Genomic DNA, 17630 nt, shown 5'->3' with positions numbered 1-17630 from the left:
TCGATATCACCTTAAACCTGTTCAAGGTTGATGATTAATCTTAGATGAGTTCGTCTACTATTTGTTTCAGCAGAAAGGTTTCCCGCTCGATCGACATCCCTTTCTTCGGGCTGTTAGCCATGGTGTGTTCGTTATGGGCTATCGCTTCATGAATATTAATCCACACCGGCTCCATGCCATTTTGTATCTCATGCTCTTCCAGTCGAGTCTCGCCTAACTCAGGGTGGATATTGCACACATAGCAATAAGATTCCATATGTACGATATCGTAATCCTCTTTATACCAGGGCCGGTACTCTTGGTATAAACCAAATTCACACATAATCTCAATATGTTGAGCGCCGGTTTCCTCTTCTAACTCCCTGAGCAATCCAGCTTCAATCTCTTCGCCGTCATCGATGCCGCCACCTGGAATACTGTAATCATGATAACGCTCGGTATAGAGCATTAAGATATTATCACCGTCCAAAATGATGCCTCTGGCAGCCTTACGGTGGAACTGCTTGCCTTCGAGAGTTTGAATATCGGGGTGAATCGTGGATTTTAATAGGCGCATGAAAGTGTCTGGTGCCGGAACGGATAAAATGGCTAGCGAGTATACCTCAGAGTGTTGAAGATTGTTCCGTGAATTGTTTATTCGAATTTAATTCTTTTTTTATTATCACTTGGAGTAGTCAAATCCTGATTGCACCGCTTTCCTGAGACGCTATTTAATGCTCTTTTCAAGTGCTCGATAATCATCGATTATCTGCGCCAACATATCGACATCGGTACTTGAACCGGCACTTTTTTGCATGCGTTGGTAGTGCAATATCGTTTTATGCAGGTATTGTTTGTCCGCATCCTGAGACAGGTTCCACATGATAGAGCCGACGTTCACTATGGCTTGCTCGCTATCTGTAGATAGATGCATTATTTCATAGAAACGTTTGTTCTCCTGAATGAGGCATTCGTTGACCAGACCTAACTTGAGCTGACTTAAGTGCTGCCTGAGTTTGTAGTTGTGATGAACCGGGCAGAGGAGAAACTCAAAATGTTTGCTTGGGTAGTTAGTCATAATTGAGCTGATTAACTCTATGAGTAACTCTCCACCTACACCGGCGATGATAATGAGATGTGACTCACAGTCGTCAAAGTCAGAGATAGGCAGGTGTGCTACATCGATGCAGTGAACCTGCCAATGGCTCATTTGGGCTTCATCGAGCGAGGAAGTGTCGTCGGTTGATTGATATGAGGGGAAAAAGCGGGTGAGTTTTTTTTCGAGATCGCCCATCAACTCTTCGACAACATCTACGAAGTGAATGGTGCCGGCGGCTCCTCTTTGAAGGAGTCTGGCTCCAAGCAGCCCATGATCACAACAACAATCCCAAATATGGTCATAGTGATTGTTTATCATATTGTCTATTTGGCTCAATCGCTGGCTGATCTTCACGGTGTCCTCCTGTTATACCAATTGCATTAAATAATTAACCAATTCAGAGCCCCTCAGGATTTTCAATTCAAGGCGCATTGATGAGGAAATGGTTACTCCCTTTTAAATCAATGCAAAGCAGAAGTGGGAAGCCTGAGAGACTCACGTAGTGCGAGCTTCAAAGCCCTATATGCTGCACTGGATGCTTTCGATATAGAATAACTATTAGCTTCAATCATCCTACTTGCCTACAGAGCTTTGAATTCTCGCTGAATGGTCAGATACTTAATGCAATTGGTATTATACCCATCTCATTAAATCCGTATTTAATACCGAACAGTATAAAGACCTGAGAGGATCCCGCTCAAAGAGCAGCTATTCAACAGGCTGGGTATTATACCGGTTGGTATTATCACAATAGGCTATTGTATCGCTTTTCTCCATTATAGGTATTGAGAAAGTTGGTATTGCGAACACAGATCTTGTAAGTATATCGCTTGTAAGTATAGAGCCTTGTAAGCGCTGGCAGACCGGGTGCCCGCTTTAGCTATTCTCCCCAAAGAACAGCTATATGAGTGAGTGGGCTATATCGGACTTACATTAGCTTGATGATATCGACGATATTCACAGCTCTCCCTTCACTATGCTCTTCTTGATTTTTTGCCTCTGTTACCTTCGCCTTATAGCCGCCGAAGTAAGCCTTTACCTCGTCTGAAGATGGCATTCTGATATTTTGGGCGACCTCTGCTTTGATTGTTGCAGTTCGAGTTTCCTGTAGCACCGAGAGGCTTTCTGAGTCGACTAAATTGATGGCGGTGGACAGTAAAATGATTATAGCTATCAGGACTTTCATATCTATTGGTATGTGTTATTGGCTGTGAGTGGGCAAGATTATGATTGGCTTATCTTTAAGAATCATTTGAATGAGTCCTAATGATCCATAGAGAAGAGGAACTCGGGGGGGAAGCGGAGTTGAGAGGGAATCTATTTTGCGAGGGAAGTATACTGAGTGAAAAGTGTGTTTAGTGAAAAGTGTGCTGAGGTGAACTGTCGACTTAATGACTCGCCTGGATAAAGACAGTGCGATTGTCGGGACTCCGCAGAGCCACGACTCTCTTATTCAGGCAAGATCAAATCAGGAGCCGGTTGTATTATGCTTAAAGCAGTAGCTCTATCTCTAGCTCGATGTCTGTACAGTGTTTGTTACAAAATACCCCGTACTTCTTTTCTGTCCCATTCTCTGTCGGTACTACCAGCTTCAAGGGTTGTTTGCAGGTTTCACAAAGTACGGTATTGCCTTTAAACAGCCTTTTAATCAAGTTCTTCTGTTCATTGAAAGACTTGGCCGTTGTCTTATTGATGCTTGAAAAATCGATTTTTTGAGTCTCAGTAGTCATAAGATGATCTTATATTTTTAGATATTGGTAGGAGTATATCCTTAGCTTGGTGTTTGATGAAACGGATTTTAATGAAATTCAGTGAATAGCCGGGCTTTTTTGTACCGCCGCCGTTAGCAAATGTTCGAAAATTTGGATTTAAGAGTCATACTTAAGTTGTGTTTTGGTATCGGCGTCGAATAACTCTGACAATCTAGTATACAATTTCAATAAATTTAATGAGTTATATTAGTAGGTAATAGCCTAGAGAGGTAAAATGCTACGAGTCGTTTGTGCCTTACTCTGTTTTTTCTGCCAGATGCTCCAAGCCGAAGAGGTTATGGCTCAAGAGTCTAAGCATAATAAAGGGGAGGCTGAAGTTGAAAGGCTTGAAGTCATAGCCATGGATTATGCGCCATTTACTTCAGCAAGCTCAGATGACAATGGGTTGGCATTCAAGTTGTTGGCCGATGCCTTAGGTGGATCCGTTCGGGTACAACCTCAGTTTTTGTCTGCAGCTCGGGCACATCGAATGGTTCAGGAAGGAGAGTGGTGTGCCAGCTTTTATCCCCCGCAAAGCCCGGTCGATGAGCATCGGCTTATCGGCCTGGCGGATGAACCTATAAAGTTGGGTTTATATCGGCGCCGGGAAGCGACACCATTTTCCTGGCAAGATCTGAGCGAATTAACGGGTAAGCGAGTGGCCTATTTCAGGGCGTTAGAACGTGATGGTCTTGGCTTTGAGATGACGCAGGCCGGCATGAATATTTTTAGTGTTGAAACCACCAGGCAAGGTGTTCAGCTTCTCGCTAAGGGGAGGGTGGACTATGCTTTTGGCGATCAGGTTTCAGGTCCTGCGATAATGAAGCTATTGGGGTTAGATCCCGAGGAGTTTCAATTTTCTGAAACCGTTTTCAGAGACCTTCCTGTTGGGATCTGGTTAAACCTCTCTTGTCCGCAAGCTATTTCGGCCTTTCACTATCTGGACAGCAACGGATACCAGCAAATCGATACAGATAATTTATAGGTATCGTTTCAGTTGGAAAACGTTGTCCTGTTTTCGTCAGGTCTCATCCCTCAACCCTCAACCCTCAACCCTCAACCCTTAGTTCGCCTCTTAACAAACTTGTCGCCGCTGGCTTAAATATTTAAAATAACCGCATCGAATGTGATATCGCTATGGTTTGACGCTAAAGCATCAAAACCCCTTTATAAAAACTGTTAACAGAAGATCCGCAAATTATGCCAAAAGAAGTAAATATCGATAAGAACAGTGATTCATCGATTGACGATGCACCAGTCGACGTTCAGTTAGCTGTCGATCTTATCTATCTTTTTGAGAGTAATGAGATAGATCCCCAAGTTGCGCTGTCAGCCATAGAGATGGTTAAGTCTGATCTCATTGCCAAGCTGTCCAAGTAAGTTGTTTAAGTTAGTTGTTTAAGTAAACCCGCTTCCTATTCTTCGGGCTCTAATTCAGTTGGAACACCTCTTAAATCTTGTTCGGTGCGATTCAATAGCCATTACTTTGATGAAAGTTTAGTCAGACAAGCTCGGTCTCTTATACTAATGCGGTATTTCCATATGAGTAGTTCTACTCTATTTCGGCGCTTCTCTCACTGTCTTTTAGAGACAGTACTAGAGAGAGCCGAACAGCTTGAGGAGTGGATATGTGCAGCACACCTAAAACGAATTTGTCAGCGAAAATGCCTAAGACGCCATTTCGAAGCTTTATGGCGAGCATGACGCTTACCCAGCGTAAACGTTTTGCAGAGGTTGCGAACTGGGCCGAAGAACGTCGTGAGATCAGAGAGCATTATCGTCAGCGCGCTGAGAAAAAAGCACAAAACCTTGGTCAGATTCAAGCCGCTCCAAGTTTGTTCCAGCGGATTAAAATATTTTGTGATCAAACGATTAAGCTGATGGGGTGAACACTGTCGACAATTCTGATACGGGAGGGGGGTTGTAACCCGTGAGACAATAATCGAGTATTCCCCCCCTTGCTTAGAACGTTTAAAAGCTCAGCTTCTTATCCATTTACTGTCTTAAATTGGCAGATGACCCACTTTAACGAAAATGATTGTCTCCTGTTTGACAAAAGGATGATGCTCGCTCAGGTGTGGGCTACGTACCCAGCTGTGTGTCGGGTACTGGCCGTGCTCATCTTCAAACAGCCCTGACAGCACCAGTATCTCCTCACCACCGAAGTGTCGGTGAGGCTGGAAAACCTCATCGGCAGGCCATTTTACCAGCGCGGTATGTTGGCCCTCAAAATCATGCAGTGACATGACCTTCAGACCGCCAATACCGGCTTGCCAGGGCTGTTTTTCTGTGTCGATTCGTACTCGCTCTCTATCTCTGAGGTCAAACTGATTGAGTTTGACAAACAAGATGCAGCCATCGGTGCTGAAAGGACGATGATGGCTACCCGGTGGGTTACGGATATAAGTGCCCTGGGGATAGTCACCATCTTCATCTGAAAAGGTGCCCTCCAGGACGAGTATCTCCTCACCCTGAGGGTGGCTATGGGCACTGAAATGTGTCCCAGCTTGATAGCGGACTATGCTGGTGGCATGGCCACTCTCCAGGTTTTCCCTTGCCAGAGGCTTGCGGGTGACGCCTTCGAGAGGACTGGGAAGCCAATCTAAGGTGTTTGAGTCGACAACGACTCTTTTAGAAAAATCCAGATTGAGATGCTGCATATGCCACCCTTGTTGTGTCTTATGTTGCCCGAACCTCGAACCTCGAACCTCGAACCTCGAACCTCGAACCTCGAACCTCGAACCTCGAACCTCGAACCTCGAACCTCGAAAATAGAAGTATGATACAGGTTTAGCCTTAATTGCGACCGGCCATCACGCCACCATCGATATCCCATATTGCCCCAGTAACCCAGTCACTGTCACCGGAAAGCAGAAAACTGATGCTGTTAGCGATGTCTGTCGGCGTGCCGATTCGACCAATAGGGTGGAAACTATTAAAGCCAGCCAGAGCTTCATTCATCTGTGCCGGGTCGATAAAGGTTCGGTAAATCGGAGTCTTAACCACGGCAGGTGATACGGCGTTTACCCGGATATTAAAATCTGCCAACTCCATTGCCATATGTTGAGTTAATGCATGCAACCCGGCTTTTGCCATGGAATATGCGGATGATGGGGTGGCTTTTATCGCTTGTTTGGCCCACATTGAGCCAATGTTCACCACGTTGCCGCCACCATTTTTAATCATGTTTTTGGCTACCGCTTGAGAGATGATAAAGGTCGCCTTGTTCAGCCCCATATAGATCTCATAATCACTTTCATTATGTTCAATGAAAGGCTTGGGGTTGAAATACCCGGCGGCATTGACCAGGTAGCCTATGTTTGTTGTCGGTAGTTCGACAAAGTCTGTGATGCGTTGTACATGACTTGTTTGAGACAGGTCGGCCTGAATACCAGATGCTTTATCTCGGCCGGTATTGACGCTCTTGTTTAAGCTATTGAGTTCTGTCAGTGCCCTATCGAGTTTCGCTGAATTATTGCCGACGATGACGACGTCAATGCCTGCCTCGATGAGCTGCTTCGCCGTCTCAAAGCCCATGCCGCTGGTGCCACCTATGATGAGTGCCACACCTGTTTGAGTAAATTTCATAACTGATATTTCCTGTTTCTATTTGCTAAGCTCAGCATTGAGTTAGCCTAAAATTGATGATTGGCTAGCGGATTAAGCCAGCTCGCTAAGTGTGGTAATCTTAGGTTTTTCACCGATATGAAAAAAGTAAGCACAAATTGGTTCGCTAGGTACTTTTTGGTACATCTTTATGACTTTAAAAGAGAAATAAATTTAAAATATGCAGGTAAGAGTGATAGGCCCAAGTGAAAGTACCCGTATGGTCGAAACCATCGTCGGCTGTAAATGGTCGCTGACCGTGTATCAATTATTGAGTCAAGATATCAATCGACCCGGTGAGATGGTGCGCAGTGTAGAAGGTTTAACGACTAAGGTGCTTAATCAATGCCTGAAGCGTAATCTCGAATTTGGCATCTTAGAAAAAATCAGTTACCCGGAGATCCCACCACGCGTCGAGTATCGCGTCACCTCATTTGGCGAGAAGTTTATGCTTGTTCTCGATAGTTTGAGTCAACTTCAGCGGGAAATTGATGGCAATGTCTAGCTGTCGATTAAGCTAACGATTATCAGATGGATATAATTGGTGTGCATTGGCTATCTTGTTGATTTATAGTTGTCTTTGTTGCGAAGGTTTCAGTTTGGGCGGATATGGATAAATGTGCATAGAACTGTTCCGCAGGCACTGTCCTGGACGATTACCGCTAAAACATGCATTTTATTATCGGGATAAGCCTTCATTAGAGTATGGTATTCCGTTAAACTGGGTTTGTTACAATTTTGCTACACAAGGATTGTTTATTCTTATGGGTTTAAGAGTCGGATTGAGGATATGGATCACAAGCAAACCATTGCACAGCTAAAGGAAGAGATAGCTCACTTACATAGCGAGAACCTGAAGCTTAAATCCCAGAAAGAGAGTGCTGAGGAGAAGTTGTCTGCGGCGCTCGACGGAACTGGTTTATGTTTGTGGCAGCAATATATTCCCACCGGTGAACTCACTATTTTTAACCGGGAATGGGGAGACCTCTTAGGTTTTACTGAGCAGGAGCTTGCCGCTCATATTGATAGTTGGAAAGGCAATCTTCATCCTGAAGACAGAGAGTGGGTGATTGCCGCGTTTGACGATCATGTTCAAGGCAAGTCCGATACCTATCAAGCCGTGCATCGCATGATCCATAAAGATGGCAGTGTGAGCTGGGTGTCAGACAGAGGGCGGATTATCGAATATGGCCCCAAAGGCGAACCGCTCAGGATCATGGGAACCCATATCGATATCACCCAAGAGAAGCGATACGAGTTGAGTCTGGCCAAATTGGCCCATAACGATCCACTAACCAATCTTTTAAATCGAAAGGCACTCGAGAAGAGGTTTTGTCAGAATCGCCTCGCCGAGCATGCTATCGGTGGCGCCATGTTCTTTATCGATCTCGATGGGTTTAAGGCTATCAACGATAAGCATGGCCATCGGTTCGGTGATCTTTTGTTGATCCATGTGGCAGATTCTCTGCGCTCCATCGTGGGGGAGGAGGCAAACCTTGCACGTATGGGAGGCGATGAGTTCGTGATTCTTCACTCGAGCTCTGATGTTGAACAGCTAACTGATTTGGCCCAAGGGCTTCTGGAACGATATCACCTGCCTATACAACTGGACGGAAAAGTCGTTTCAATTGGTCTGAGTATCGGGATCAGCCTATTTAAGGGCGATGATGAGTTTATTACTGTGTGTGAGTATGCAGATAAAGCCATGTATCAGGTTAAGCGTCAGGGAAAACATAACTATGGTTTCTGGCAAGAAGCTTTAATCTATGCGAGTGGATAACAACTGTAATTTCAAGCGATATATTACTGATTGTTATTCAATATTCAGGCTGACAGCATTGCAATAAACTCTATAAGCCTGAGATTTTTCCAGTGTTCTGACCGAGTCTTGATTAAACAGCTCTTGATTCAAGTACTCTTTGTTTAGGAAGAAGTACAGTGGTTCAAGCTCGACCTTATATTGCCCCGACTTCAGTTGCAAAGCCTCGCTGAGTTCAAGTTCTATTTTCACCTCTTCGCCCGCTTCGATAATCAGGTAATCTTCATCATTGGGCTTACCACGTTTGGCAAGTGCACCTTCATAGGTCACTGATTCGCCGGCCAAGGTCACATGGATAAACTCACTGAACCAGGCATCGAAAGGAGTGTGCCACTTGAGTAGACGCCAGGATTTTTACCCGGATTAGATATCGAAAATTGAACTTTGGAACTTTTTTGGACTGAGCTTAAGGCATATTTGGGATACATAGCTTCTCCAGCGGTAGCCGAAGTTAGGCCAGTAATAAATAAGAGTGTAATTGCAACAACTTTACTGTTCGCGCCATTCACAAATCCGGTTATCCGAATGAAAAAAAGGGCGGGTATCAACCGCCCAAAGACAAGGTTCTTTCAGGTATTTAGATTAGTTTAAGTTTGGTGTATTTTCCGCAAAATATTCGTGGCTAGTTTAACGTGAGTCGCTGCTCTTGAGTTTGGTCATCAAACTGCCAAATTTGATATTCAGGTGGCGTACCATCGTAGAACCAAAGTACAGCTATCAATTTCCCATTATGATTGGCAATTTTTATATCTGTATTAAGTTTGCCGCTCGTGGTCGGCCCTCGGTACTGGCAAGATTCGAAATTTACACTGTAGTTGCTGTTACTGCCGCTGAATTTATCGCACAGAGAAAAGTATGCGCGTTTCACTGAACCGATATCTATCGCGATCACCAGCTCGAATGCGGCCTGCATGGTGTTGTCGGCATCGACTATCAGATCATCCAGTGAGGTTGGTTCCGGTATCGTCTCTGGTTCAGGGTCTGGATCCGGTGTCGTGCTCTCTGGTGGGGGAGTTGTTGTCGTTGTGTCCGTCGTTGGTGTCGTGCTTGCCGGGGCATGAGTTACTTCGGTACCATCGTCACCGCCTCCGCCGCAAGCCGAGACTAAGGCTGCTATTATTGCGATACTAAAGATCTGTAAAGTGAAAATACTCTTGAGTAAGTTGCTAACACTATGTTTCGTTAAGCTTAGTTTCATTGGGAATGTCATGTTCTGCTCCTTATACCTGTCTCGACTAATCCTTGAAAATTAGTGATGAGTTTGCATTGAGGTACCAGTTGGGGTTGGTGTTTCCCGATTTATCCGCTGCAAAGTTAAGAAATTCAGAATAAGTCATATCTAACCTTTCTCTTTCCAGTGGGTGTTGCCAGCTTGTCGGGATCTCGATAGCCCAACTCATGCCATTCTCATTGAGGAAGTATTGGCCCGCATCAGGATCGGATCTATCCTCTCTTGAACCGAAATAAGCGGTGGCAAACTTATCGGTCGGTGCCTTGTTTTTCAGGTGGATCTCGAGCTTACGTCCCGGCAGTTCTCCGACCACGTTTTTGGCCGCTAAGCCATGGTCGGTACCGGGAGTGGCAAAGATAAAGGGATCATAGGGAAACTCCGGCATCTGTGATTGGGCAATCGTGGTTTCGAAGGGCACTCTCATCTTCCAGGTGGTTCGGTAGCTGGTGCCACACCCAGACTCGGTTCTCAGGAAGCTACACCCATTTGAAAGGCTGATGTGATCCCACAGGTCTTGGGTAAAGATAAATACCGCATTGGTTTGTCCCGACTCTAATGGAGAGCCACTTTGCGGGACATCATCTATGTTCCATTCGATGGAGTTTTCTTTAACCTTCTCGCTGGCTATGCCGGGCAGCTGTATCGCAAATCCGTTGTGATAGGCGGCGCCCATGGCGGCAAGCTTAGCCTCGAATTCGACCCTTATTATCTGGTCATTCTTGATATACTCGACAAGTCTCAGGTGAAAGATAACGTCGTTCATATCGTAATCTTCCTGATCGGGGTAGAGATCTTCATAGGCAACCGAGGTGTAACTCGATGAAGAGGGGTAGTAATTAATCGTGACCCCGGTTTCGGTGATATTTATCTGATGATCTTCCACCTCACCGTCGCCGACGCCTCCGCTCGGGCCGATATCTGCCAGACTGCTGAAACGGAACCTGGCCCAGGATTGACCCGCTTTCCCCCAGGTAGGTACATCTAAACTCACACTATTACTGCCAGGCGAGAGTGGATGCCCGGTAATAGCCTGTTCGTCACTGTCGAAACTGCCATTTTGATCCCAATCGAACCAAGCGTTGAGGTACCCACCAGAGCCGGTAGCGGTGGCTAATATCACCGCCGATTCTCCGAGCTCGAAGCCCGTTGGGAAGCTAATACCATCTTCATCATCTATGCCATCACTGTTGTCGTCAGAAAGTGGCAATGGATAACCATTGGCTTCATTATCGACGAGTGAGCCCAGATAAAAGTCATCGATAATAGAGTGTCTGGCACCATTCGATGCCATATAGGTGCCGTATGAATCCGGGGCGTCGCCGAAGTCAACGTTATCTCCAACCGGGACCTCGGCCAAGGCGCAGCGGGCACCATCATTACTCGATGATGAGGGGCCGTAGGCAAATATTTCTGCACTGGGGTTAGCTTCATCGACATTGAGGCGATAAATTTTTCCGTCACTGTTATTACTGAGGTAAAGCGTTCCGTCAGGGTCAAAGAACTGGGCACCGAAAGTAAAATTTGACCCCGATGAGATAACCACTACACCTAAGTTGCTGGCCGATCCATCTGAGGGATCTATCTGCAGTAAACTACCTGTTGCACCATTAGTCACGGCATAGATGTAGCCATTATTGGGATGAAAGGCAAAGTCGGTTATCTTATAGGTCGCATTACTTGTGCTTCCTGACACCAATGACATTGAATAGTTATTAGGGTCATCGAGAGGGATTTTAAATAAGCCTTTGTTTTTTTATACCCGTACCAAACATTTTCATCGATGGCGATATCACCCACAAAGAAGTTACCGGCAGCTGCGGCCGAGCTGTCTTTGGTGACGTTTAACGGCGTGATGATGTAATCATCGCCTGTTTTGCCTAAGGTGCTGCTTTCGTAATCCCAGCCATAAATATAATTATCATGATAATTAAACCCCACTCCGTTATAGGCTTTAAGGCGATTCATATCATTTGACAATATGACATAACTTCCTGTCGCCAGCTCGACTCCATAAGAGATAGGAACGGAGGAGGGGGTTTGTATGATAAAGGCTTGTGTTGGGCAGCTTGCAAATTCCGCCGCCCAAGACGTTCCCTGGCTGAGCAATAAACAAGTATATATAACCGAGCTGTATGCTGTTTTCATTGGGCATCCCTAAATCCATTATCTATTTGTTTAAGAGTTAATGCAGGGGGTGTGCCATAAAATAAAGTACATAAAAATCAATTTGTTGATTGTTATTTTGGTTCGTGTGGTTGAGCTTGGTGCAAACTGCAGTTGCAAGTTGCAACTGAAGACAAAATGATAAGAAAGGAGGGCGGTGGCGGAATTTACTGAGCTAGCAGACTATTCAGCATCGAGCTTAACAGATCTCGATAGTGCTCAATGCTGAGTAGAGCTTGAAGAGCTATTACTTAATTGGCGATGTAACTACACCATTCACTGAGTTCACGGGGATCGCCATAGGCTTTCATCCAGCGAATAAAGCTTTGTGGGCAACGAGTATTGAGGTTTAACTGACACCAGGCATCGAGCGCCGCCTGGGTATTATACCCTTCAAGGTAAGCATCGAAGGCCTTGTCTGAGTGTCGCCAGAATTTATGATCGATTCTGCCACGTTCAGCTAAAAATGGATGGTCGCCTTTAGGTTGAACCTGCTTTCGAACATGGTTACTCAGGTCATTTAAGATCCGCTGCAGCACATCTGCGCCAATCTCATTCATCTCAAGCTCATCGATCTTGTCGATGTCGCCTCCGACCAACAAGTTGACCCGCTCTATTAAGTAGTCAGAGTTGAGGGAGATAGCCATTTCGTAAGCGAAGAGGTCTAACTTAGCGAAGATTCGGTCTCTGTACTCCTCTTTGGAGAACTGCTTATCCTTAATCGCCTTGTTGTAGTCTCTGACTCCCGGGTGCTTGCTGATAAGCTCTTTCTGTAGAAGCGGGTACTCACTCAGTTGCTCTTTAGGAAGTAACGACAACAGATTAACCAGTTCGGAAGTATTTACCATTAAGCTGCCAAGCTCTGCCTTAGCTTTAGGTGATAATTTTGTTGTCATCTTATTCTCATAACGATTCAAAAAAGTGACTTCAATATTACCTGTTTATCAAACGACTGGATACGCTCTATTACTAGAAATCACTAAGAGAAAGATAGTTTTATAGTGAAGTGCGACTTGGCATAGTGTGGCTCATAAAGTTTGTAACCTAATTGAAATGGTATCGCTTTAACCAAGAAGCGTTACTAAATTATTTTTCAGGAGCCATTACATGAAGACAATAACATCCTTACTGTTATTAGCACTTCCCCTAGCCTTGAGTCATCAGGCACAAGCGGTGGAATTTAAGCCTGTCGATAGCGCATTCGTTCAGCAATCATCTGCTTTGGGTGTCACCCAGGATAATTGGGACCATGGAGCCCATGCCGCGGCGACATTTCCTAATGCCTATCGATTCACACCTCATATGGATATCCCATTGCCTGCCAATGGTAAGTTTCGTGAGTGGTCTCATCGTTCTCAAGCACTGTTGCAGTTAACGGGCTACGATCTCGACGGTGAGCACAGCTTAGAAGTGCTCCTCAGAGACAGATTGAAAAATCACTCTATGGTGGTGCTTAACAAAGGGGTCTTAGTGCATCAGCACTTCTGGAATGGTTATGGGGCCGAGCAGACACATCTGCAGATGTCAGTAACTAAGTCATTTACATCCCTACTGGCTTCAATTGCTGTGGCGCAGGGTAAGTTGGATATGGACAGAGGCATTATTCACTATCTTCCTGAGTTGAAAGGCACTGGGTTTGAGGATGCGACAGTACAAGAGGTTGCCGATATGCGTTCAGGCATAGGTGTCACCTTCAGTGAAGGAAAGCTCTGGGATGACCGCATGACAGAAGCGCAAGATTGGAACGGTGACAGTAAATATCCGGATATGCGCGGCGTGATAGATTATGCCATGACTCTGGATAACCATAGACCTATAGGCAAAGTGTATGACTACCTGGATGTGAATACTGAGCTTTTAGGTAAAGTTGTCGAGAAGGTACAGGGGCAGGCATTAGCCCAGCTGCTTGAGTCGCAAATCTGGAGCAAAATTGGTGCAGAGCAACCTGCCAAATGGATGAGCAACCGAAAGGGTGAAGTGGTGGCGTCGGGAGGGCTGAATATGACCACCCGGGATCTCGCTAAAGTGGGTGAGATCATAGCCAACAAAGGAGTTAATCAACAAGGCGAGCGTGTCATCCCTGCCGAGTTTATCGACTCTCTCTTTCAAGGCGACGATAAGGTTCGCTTCGCTTGGCAGCAGGGTAAGGAGTCAGCGCTTGCGACAGGTTGGTATAAAGATCAGTTCAGAGTACTCGATATTAAAGGACATAAGTTCATCGCCATGGTCGGAATTCATGGACAAATTCTGGTGATAGAGCCCGAAAGTCAGACCGTAGTTGCCATGAACTCAGGTTTCGGCGATATGGAGCCACCACGCATGGCAATACTCATTTTCCATCAAATTATCCCGGCAATTTTAGATAAGCTGGCACAGGATAAAGTTTAATAAAAGTTTATGGACTCTCTGAAGCCAAGGATGGCCCCCTTTCTTAAAATCCTTCACTTATGATTGATGCTTCCAGCTTCCTACTTCCTACTTCCTACTTCCTACTTCCTACTTCCTACTTCCTACTTCTTACTTCTTACTTCTTACTTCTTACTTCTTACTTCTTACTTCTTACTTCTTACTTCTTACTTCTTACTTCTTACTTCTTACTTCCTACTTCCTACTTCCTACTTCCTACTTCTATGGCTTCTATTACACCTGCATTACTAATCCTCTTAATGATGTTTAGCTAACTCCAATCCTTAAAATATTCACTAAAGCAGAGTGCTGTAAAGTTAATTATCTCAATGCCATTTAGCTTTCGCATCCCACTCAGTTATCTATTTCAGTCTCTATGATTTTGAGGATCTATTATGAAGAAAACACTTATCTCTATCGCTCTGATTATCGGTTTTTCTGGTGCTGCTTTTGCCAGCGACAAGCAGCCGGATCCTTCAGACTTAACCGCTGTTAATTCATTTGCTTACGGCACTATAGATAATGAAGGCAAGCTTAACGGCATGTTAGGTATCGCCGGAGCCTATTCTGAGGGGAATAACTATATCGGTTTGGTCGAGCATGCTCTGGCAACCAAGAATAATGAGTTTGGCAAGAAAGCACAGAACTCGCGCCTGCGCTATTTTCAAGTGTTAGATACCGGCAGCTCCCTGCTTCCTCAGGCTGGTTTCTCTGTGGACTACATGAAAGGCTGGAAGAGTGATGATAAGGACGTGAGCACAGATATTGTCGCCCTGGGGGCCATCGCCAAAGTAACCACACCTTGGGAAGCGCTATCTATTTTTCCTAATGTCGCATACGTGAAGGGAGAGGCCGAACATCAGCAGGGCAAGGTCGATTTAACGGGTTATCAGGTGAACCTTTTTGGCTCTATCGCCTTAGGCGACATGGGTAAGTATCTAATCATTCAGCCTCAATTTATGCATCTCGATGGTGAGCCAAGTACCAATGGTAAGGGTGACAAAATTTCTGCCGATATATTCAAGGTTAAAACCGGCTTCGGTATGCCGATAAGTGCAGATGGCAAATGGTGGACCGAGGTGAGCCATACCTATACCCGCAGCGATGCCGAGATGAATATTATCGGATCACCTATGAGTGAAATCGACAATGACAACAAGTTTGAAATTGGAGTTTCATATTATTTCTAGAAACTTTTAAGCTACGAGCTACGAGCTACGAGCTACGAGCTACGAGCTACGAGCTACGAGCTATAGGTCTGACATTCTTTCATGGCCTTACAATGTGAATAAGCTTTATTAAGCCAGCCGGAATTTTCGACTGGCTTTTTTATGCATTTTATTTAGCTTTCCACTTATATCACTATGATTTTACTGGCTGACTAACCGAGTCACATAAAAAAGAGTCTTGAAAGTAACCCTGTCTTCACATGTTTATATCCATTGGGACCAGCTGCTAAAAATGATCACGGTTTTGTAACGATAAGGTGGTGATTTTCCTTTTTTGTATCTCTAAGGCTTATCAATTTTCTTAATGATGTTTGGTAAACCCTCCCTCTATATCATGAACACATCTTAACAAAGAGAGGAAAAGCCCTCTTAGTTAACCCCTTAGTACCTCGCCAGTGACCTGCGATTAAAAGCTTGGCTCACAAGGTGAACAACCTGGCATGAAGCCAACTCATTCAGAGAATCAGAGAGAATTATGATGAAAAAAGTATTATTAGCGTGCGCCGTAACTTCAATGCTTGCCCTATCCGCTTCGGCAAGTGCGAGTGAATTTACACTCAACCCTATGGTTGGTGCATCAAACAATAAGGCATTCGGCAGCAATGTAGCCTTAGGCTTGGAAGCTGGCTACCAGGATTTCATCTTTGGTTATACCTATACAGGTGATAAAGAGGAGTCAAACTGGTCGGCTTCATCAGAAGATAGAAATGTTGTTCCTTTTGCAGACACGCCTGTGCTTAATGCATCTGCATATACAAAAGAGAGCTATAAAGCACACTCTGTATATGTTGGTTACCAGTTTGCCGTGGGTGCGGGTCACCTAGCTGTTAAGGCGGGTGCTGAGTTTTCAAAATATAAACAAAATGCTGGATTAACTCTAACTGAAAGCATGCCTGGTAATGAAGACTCGGTAGGTTTTGATGCTTATTCAAATAGCGATAATGTCATTAAGCCTATGATTGGTGTCGGGTATTACATGGATAATGGCCTGAACTTTAATGTTCACTACACTTTCCATTCTGGAGACCGTGACATGAAGGGCGAGGCTAACTTCTTTGGCCTTCCTGGCGCTAAAGAGTCTCTGAACTATTCTGTTTCCGATAAGGATTTCAGCACTGTAATGTTTACCGTCGGTTACCGTTTCTAAGTCATTACTTAAATAATAAAGAATAAGCGTTATCGCTAAGCGTCCTCTCGGGCGCTTTTTTATATTTACAGGCCGATAAGTGAGAGCTTCTCCCTGCCTGATATCCAAGATTATATGGAGTCATTTAATGAAGAATATGAACCCTGATTTGTTTAGCAATATCTCATTTGAGAAGGTGATTAACGGCGTCTTTATCGGTGTTGGTCTGCTTATTATCTTAGCCCTTGCGGCATGTTCCATTCATGAAGAGGCTGGTATGGCAAACATGAGTAACCCGGCTTCTGACTACTGTATCGCACAGGGTGGAGTGCTGGAGATTGTCACTGGTCCCGATGGACAACAAGGTATCTGTACGCTTCCCTCCGGTGAAGTGGTCGAGGAGTGGGCGCTCTACCATCGTGATCATCAAGGCAAATAAAACCTGTTCCATTTAGTTTTGACCACAACGGATTTCTCACAATGGCCAACAAGCAGCAAAAGAGGCAATAATTTTGCGTCCATCAGTTAGATTGACAACAGATTCAGGATTTACCTTAGTCGAACTCGTGATAGTGATAGTAATTTTGGGTATTTTGTCTGTGATTGCAGCGCCCAAGTTTATCAATTTAAAGAGTGATGCTCATCGCTCGGTATTAAATGGTGTAAGAGGGGCAATTTCAAGCGGAAATCAGCTGGCCTTTTCTAAAGCCATACTCCAGGGAAAAGCACATCAAGCTGTGGCCGAAGTTGGGCTGGGAGGAGGAATTGGCAACACATTACTGACCTATGGTCATATTCCCTCCGCTTTACCTCTTGCGAGAAAAGCCAGCGCAGGTTATCTCGACAGTGCCGACAGAGGTACTGAGGTGTATGAAAGTATTACTCAGGTTCTGGCATTAGATGCTGAGCACCTCAAGGATGAGTCCACCGTCGTTACTCGCCAGTGGGGAGTTTTTATCCATGGCAGTGATAGGTTTGTCAATTTTGTGCCCAAAGGTTTATCTGTCGACTCTGGTTGTCACTTGCAATATACGGGGATAAATGCGGAGGGAGATGCGGTTATTTTCGAATTAGTTGACTCAGGTTGCTAAGTTGCCTCAAGAGTTGGCTCTAGCTCTGTGAGTGTTTCAGGTTTTGACTCTGGCTTGTTGTTTCCCCTTAACGGCAAGCCTAATAGCAATCGGTTATTACCAACCTTTTTACTATGGCTGATAAGCTATG

Annotated in this window: 21 protein-coding genes; 10 read left to right on the top strand and 11 right to left on the bottom strand. The window is 44.9% G+C overall.

Going from position 1 to position 17630, the window contains the following annotated elements; genetic code table 11:
- Positions 1–40 precede the first annotated feature (40 nt).
- From EKG39_RS02155 to EKG39_RS02140, 4 genes are all read right to left on the bottom strand, one after another.
- Positions 41–556, bottom strand: a complete 516-nt coding sequence (locus tag EKG39_RS02155; RefSeq protein WP_126503795.1) for an NUDIX domain-containing protein — start codon at positions 554–556, stop codon at positions 41–43.
- 150 nt (positions 557–706) lie between these two features.
- Positions 707–1432: a tRNA (adenine(22)-N(1))-methyltransferase gene (locus EKG39_RS02150; RefSeq protein WP_126503793.1), complete on the bottom strand. Its 726-nt coding sequence runs from the start codon at positions 1430–1432 to the stop codon at positions 707–709.
- A 574-nt stretch (positions 1433–2006) separates the two neighbouring features.
- Positions 2007–2264: a hypothetical protein gene (locus EKG39_RS02145; protein WP_126503791.1), complete on the bottom strand. Its 258-nt coding sequence runs from the start codon at positions 2262–2264 to the stop codon at positions 2007–2009.
- Between the two features lie 304 nt (positions 2265–2568).
- Positions 2569–2808, bottom strand: coding sequence for a hypothetical protein (locus tag EKG39_RS02140; RefSeq protein WP_126503789.1), 240 nt, complete (start codon positions 2806–2808; stop codon positions 2569–2571).
- A gap of 256 nt (positions 2809–3064) precedes the next feature.
- Between EKG39_RS02140 and EKG39_RS02135 the strand changes: the two genes are divergently transcribed.
- The 3 genes from EKG39_RS02135 (at position 3065) to EKG39_RS02125 (ending at position 4718) form a co-directional block, all read left to right on the top strand.
- Complete coding sequence (locus EKG39_RS02135) at positions 3065–3814, top strand: substrate-binding periplasmic protein (protein WP_126503787.1); 750 nt, start codon at positions 3065–3067, stop codon at positions 3812–3814.
- Between the two features lie 215 nt (positions 3815–4029).
- Positions 4030–4209: a pleiotropic regulatory protein RsmS gene (gene rsmS / locus EKG39_RS02130; protein WP_126503785.1), complete on the top strand. Its 180-nt coding sequence runs from the start codon at positions 4030–4032 to the stop codon at positions 4207–4209.
- Between the two features lie 248 nt (positions 4210–4457).
- Positions 4458–4718, top strand: coding sequence for a hypothetical protein (locus EKG39_RS02125; RefSeq protein ID WP_126503783.1), 261 nt, complete (start codon positions 4458–4460; stop codon positions 4716–4718).
- Positions 4719–4832: 114 nt separating this feature from the next.
- Here the strand turns inward: EKG39_RS02125 and EKG39_RS02120 are convergent, their stop codons facing one another.
- Together EKG39_RS02120 and EKG39_RS02115 are read right to left on the bottom strand one after the other, a co-directional pair.
- A complete protein-coding gene (locus tag EKG39_RS02120; RefSeq protein ID WP_126503781.1) occupies positions 4833–5489 on the bottom strand; it encodes a cupin domain-containing protein in 657 nt (218 codons plus the stop codon).
- Between the two features lie 136 nt (positions 5490–5625).
- On the bottom strand, positions 5626–6417 hold the full coding sequence (locus EKG39_RS02115) for an SDR family NAD(P)-dependent oxidoreductase (RefSeq protein WP_126503779.1): 792 nt from the start codon (positions 6415–6417) through the stop codon (positions 5626–5628).
- 238 nt (positions 6418–6655) lie between these two features.
- On the opposite strand from EKG39_RS02115, the gene EKG39_RS02110 reads away from it, so the two are divergent.
- Both EKG39_RS02110 and EKG39_RS02105 read left to right on the top strand, forming a co-directional pair.
- The gene (locus EKG39_RS02110) at positions 6656–6940 is read left to right on the top strand and encodes a winged helix-turn-helix transcriptional regulator (protein ID WP_221767366.1); all 285 of its coding nucleotides are present in this window, start codon (positions 6656–6658) and stop codon (positions 6938–6940) included.
- Between the two features lie 285 nt (positions 6941–7225).
- Entirely contained in the window at positions 7226–8215 is a 990-nt protein-coding gene (locus EKG39_RS02105) for a sensor domain-containing diguanylate cyclase (protein ID WP_126503775.1), read from the top strand.
- 33 nt (positions 8216–8248) lie between these two features.
- Here EKG39_RS02105 and EKG39_RS02100 read toward each other — a convergent pair whose 3' ends face one another.
- From EKG39_RS02100 to EKG39_RS02085, 5 genes are all read right to left on the bottom strand, one after another.
- Positions 8249–8545, bottom strand: a complete 297-nt coding sequence (locus EKG39_RS02100) for a hypothetical protein (protein WP_148103046.1) — start codon at positions 8543–8545, stop codon at positions 8249–8251.
- A 331-nt stretch (positions 8546–8876) separates the two neighbouring features.
- On the bottom strand, positions 8877–9464 hold the full coding sequence (locus tag EKG39_RS02095) for a hypothetical protein (RefSeq protein WP_126503771.1): 588 nt from the start codon (positions 9462–9464) through the stop codon (positions 8877–8879).
- A 25-nt stretch (positions 9465–9489) separates the two neighbouring features.
- Positions 9490–11178, bottom strand: a complete 1689-nt coding sequence (locus tag EKG39_RS02090; protein WP_246028394.1) for an LruC domain-containing protein — start codon at positions 11176–11178, stop codon at positions 9490–9492.
- Positions 11142–11630, bottom strand: coding sequence for a hypothetical protein (locus EKG39_RS23570; RefSeq protein ID WP_246028393.1), 489 nt, complete (start codon positions 11628–11630; stop codon positions 11142–11144). Before EKG39_RS23570 ends, EKG39_RS02090 begins: the two co-directional genes overlap by 37 nt.
- A gap of 269 nt (positions 11631–11899) precedes the next feature.
- Complete coding sequence (locus EKG39_RS02085) at positions 11900–12544, bottom strand: hypothetical protein (protein WP_126503769.1); 645 nt, start codon at positions 12542–12544, stop codon at positions 11900–11902.
- Positions 12545–12755: 211 nt separating this feature from the next.
- On the opposite strand from EKG39_RS02085, the gene EKG39_RS02080 reads away from it, so the two are divergent.
- The 5 genes from EKG39_RS02080 to EKG39_RS23725 all read left to right on the top strand — a co-directional run bounded on the left by EKG39_RS02080 (position 12756) and on the right by EKG39_RS23725 (position 17500).
- Complete coding sequence (locus tag EKG39_RS02080; RefSeq protein WP_126503767.1) at positions 12756–14036, top strand: serine hydrolase domain-containing protein; 1281 nt, start codon at positions 12756–12758, stop codon at positions 14034–14036.
- A 413-nt stretch (positions 14037–14449) separates the two neighbouring features.
- Positions 14450–15244 carry a hypothetical protein gene (locus EKG39_RS02070; RefSeq protein ID WP_126503763.1) on the top strand — a complete coding sequence of 265 codons (795 nt, stop codon included), beginning with the start codon at positions 14450–14452 and terminating at the stop codon, positions 15242–15244.
- Between the two features lie 517 nt (positions 15245–15761).
- The gene (locus tag EKG39_RS02065) at positions 15762–16430 is read left to right on the top strand and encodes a hypothetical protein (RefSeq protein ID WP_126503761.1); all 669 of its coding nucleotides are present in this window, start codon (positions 15762–15764) and stop codon (positions 16428–16430) included.
- Positions 16431–16557: 127 nt separating this feature from the next.
- Positions 16558–16848, top strand: a complete 291-nt coding sequence (locus EKG39_RS02060; protein WP_126503759.1) for a putative hemolysin — start codon at positions 16558–16560, stop codon at positions 16846–16848.
- Between the two features lie 73 nt (positions 16849–16921).
- Positions 16922–17500 (top strand): type II secretion system protein, encoded by a 579-nt coding sequence (locus EKG39_RS23725; RefSeq protein WP_281276219.1) that lies wholly within the window; start codon positions 16922–16924, stop codon positions 17498–17500.
- Positions 17501–17630: the final 130 nt, after the last annotated feature.

Source organism: Shewanella atlantica, from assembly GCF_003966265.1.
GTDB lineage: Bacteria > Pseudomonadota > Gammaproteobacteria > Enterobacterales > Shewanellaceae > Shewanella > Shewanella atlantica.
Note: the sequence above shows the minus strand (reverse complement) of the source record. Positions and strands in the feature narration are given on the sequence as shown.

Bases quoted from the DNA above. Each gene is read 5' to 3' on its own strand.
- EKG39_RS02145 (WP_126503791.1), bottom strand. From the start codon at position 2,264: ATGAAAGTCCTGATAGCTATAATCATTTTACTGTCCACCGCCATCAAT.
- EKG39_RS02110 (WP_221767366.1), top strand. From the start codon at position 6,656: ATGGTCGAAACCATCGTCGGCTGTAAATGGTCGCTGACCGTGTATCAA.
- EKG39_RS02105 (WP_126503775.1), top strand. From the start codon at position 7,226: ATGGATCACAAGCAAACCATTGCACAGCTAAAGGAAGAGATAGCTCAC.
- EKG39_RS02125 (WP_126503783.1), top strand. From the start codon at position 4,458: ATGTGCAGCACACCTAAAACGAATTTGTCAGCGAAAATGCCTAAGACG.
- EKG39_RS02060 (WP_126503759.1), top strand. From the start codon at position 16,558: ATGAAGAATATGAACCCTGATTTGTTTAGCAATATCTCATTTGAGAAG.
- EKG39_RS02140 (WP_126503789.1), bottom strand. From the start codon at position 2,808: ATGACTACTGAGACTCAAAAAATCGATTTTTCAAGCATCAATAAGACA.
- EKG39_RS02080 (WP_126503767.1), top strand. From the start codon at position 12,756: ATGAAGACAATAACATCCTTACTGTTATTAGCACTTCCCCTAGCCTTG.
- EKG39_RS02115 (WP_126503779.1), bottom strand. From the start codon at position 6,417: ATGAAATTTACTCAAACAGGTGTGGCACTCATCATAGGTGGCACCAGC.
- rsmS (WP_126503785.1), top strand. From the start codon at position 4,030: ATGCCAAAAGAAGTAAATATCGATAAGAACAGTGATTCATCGATTGAC.
- EKG39_RS02095 (WP_126503771.1), bottom strand. From the start codon at position 9,464: ATGACATTCCCAATGAAACTAAGCTTAACGAAACATAGTGTTAGCAAC.
- EKG39_RS02135 (WP_126503787.1), top strand. From the start codon at position 3,065: ATGCTACGAGTCGTTTGTGCCTTACTCTGTTTTTTCTGCCAGATGCTC.
- EKG39_RS02155 (WP_126503795.1), bottom strand. From the start codon at position 556: ATGCGCCTATTAAAATCCACGATTCACCCCGATATTCAAACTCTCGAA.
- EKG39_RS02065 (WP_126503761.1), top strand. From the start codon at position 15,762: ATGAAAAAAGTATTATTAGCGTGCGCCGTAACTTCAATGCTTGCCCTA.
- EKG39_RS02120 (WP_126503781.1), bottom strand. From the start codon at position 5,489: ATGCAGCATCTCAATCTGGATTTTTCTAAAAGAGTCGTTGTCGACTCA.
- EKG39_RS02085 (WP_126503769.1), bottom strand. From the start codon at position 12,544: ATGACAACAAAATTATCACCTAAAGCTAAGGCAGAGCTTGGCAGCTTA.
- EKG39_RS02070 (WP_126503763.1), top strand. From the start codon at position 14,450: ATGAAGAAAACACTTATCTCTATCGCTCTGATTATCGGTTTTTCTGGT.
- EKG39_RS23570 (WP_246028393.1), bottom strand. From the start codon at position 11,630: ATGAAAACAGCATACAGCTCGGTTATATATACTTGTTTATTGCTCAGC.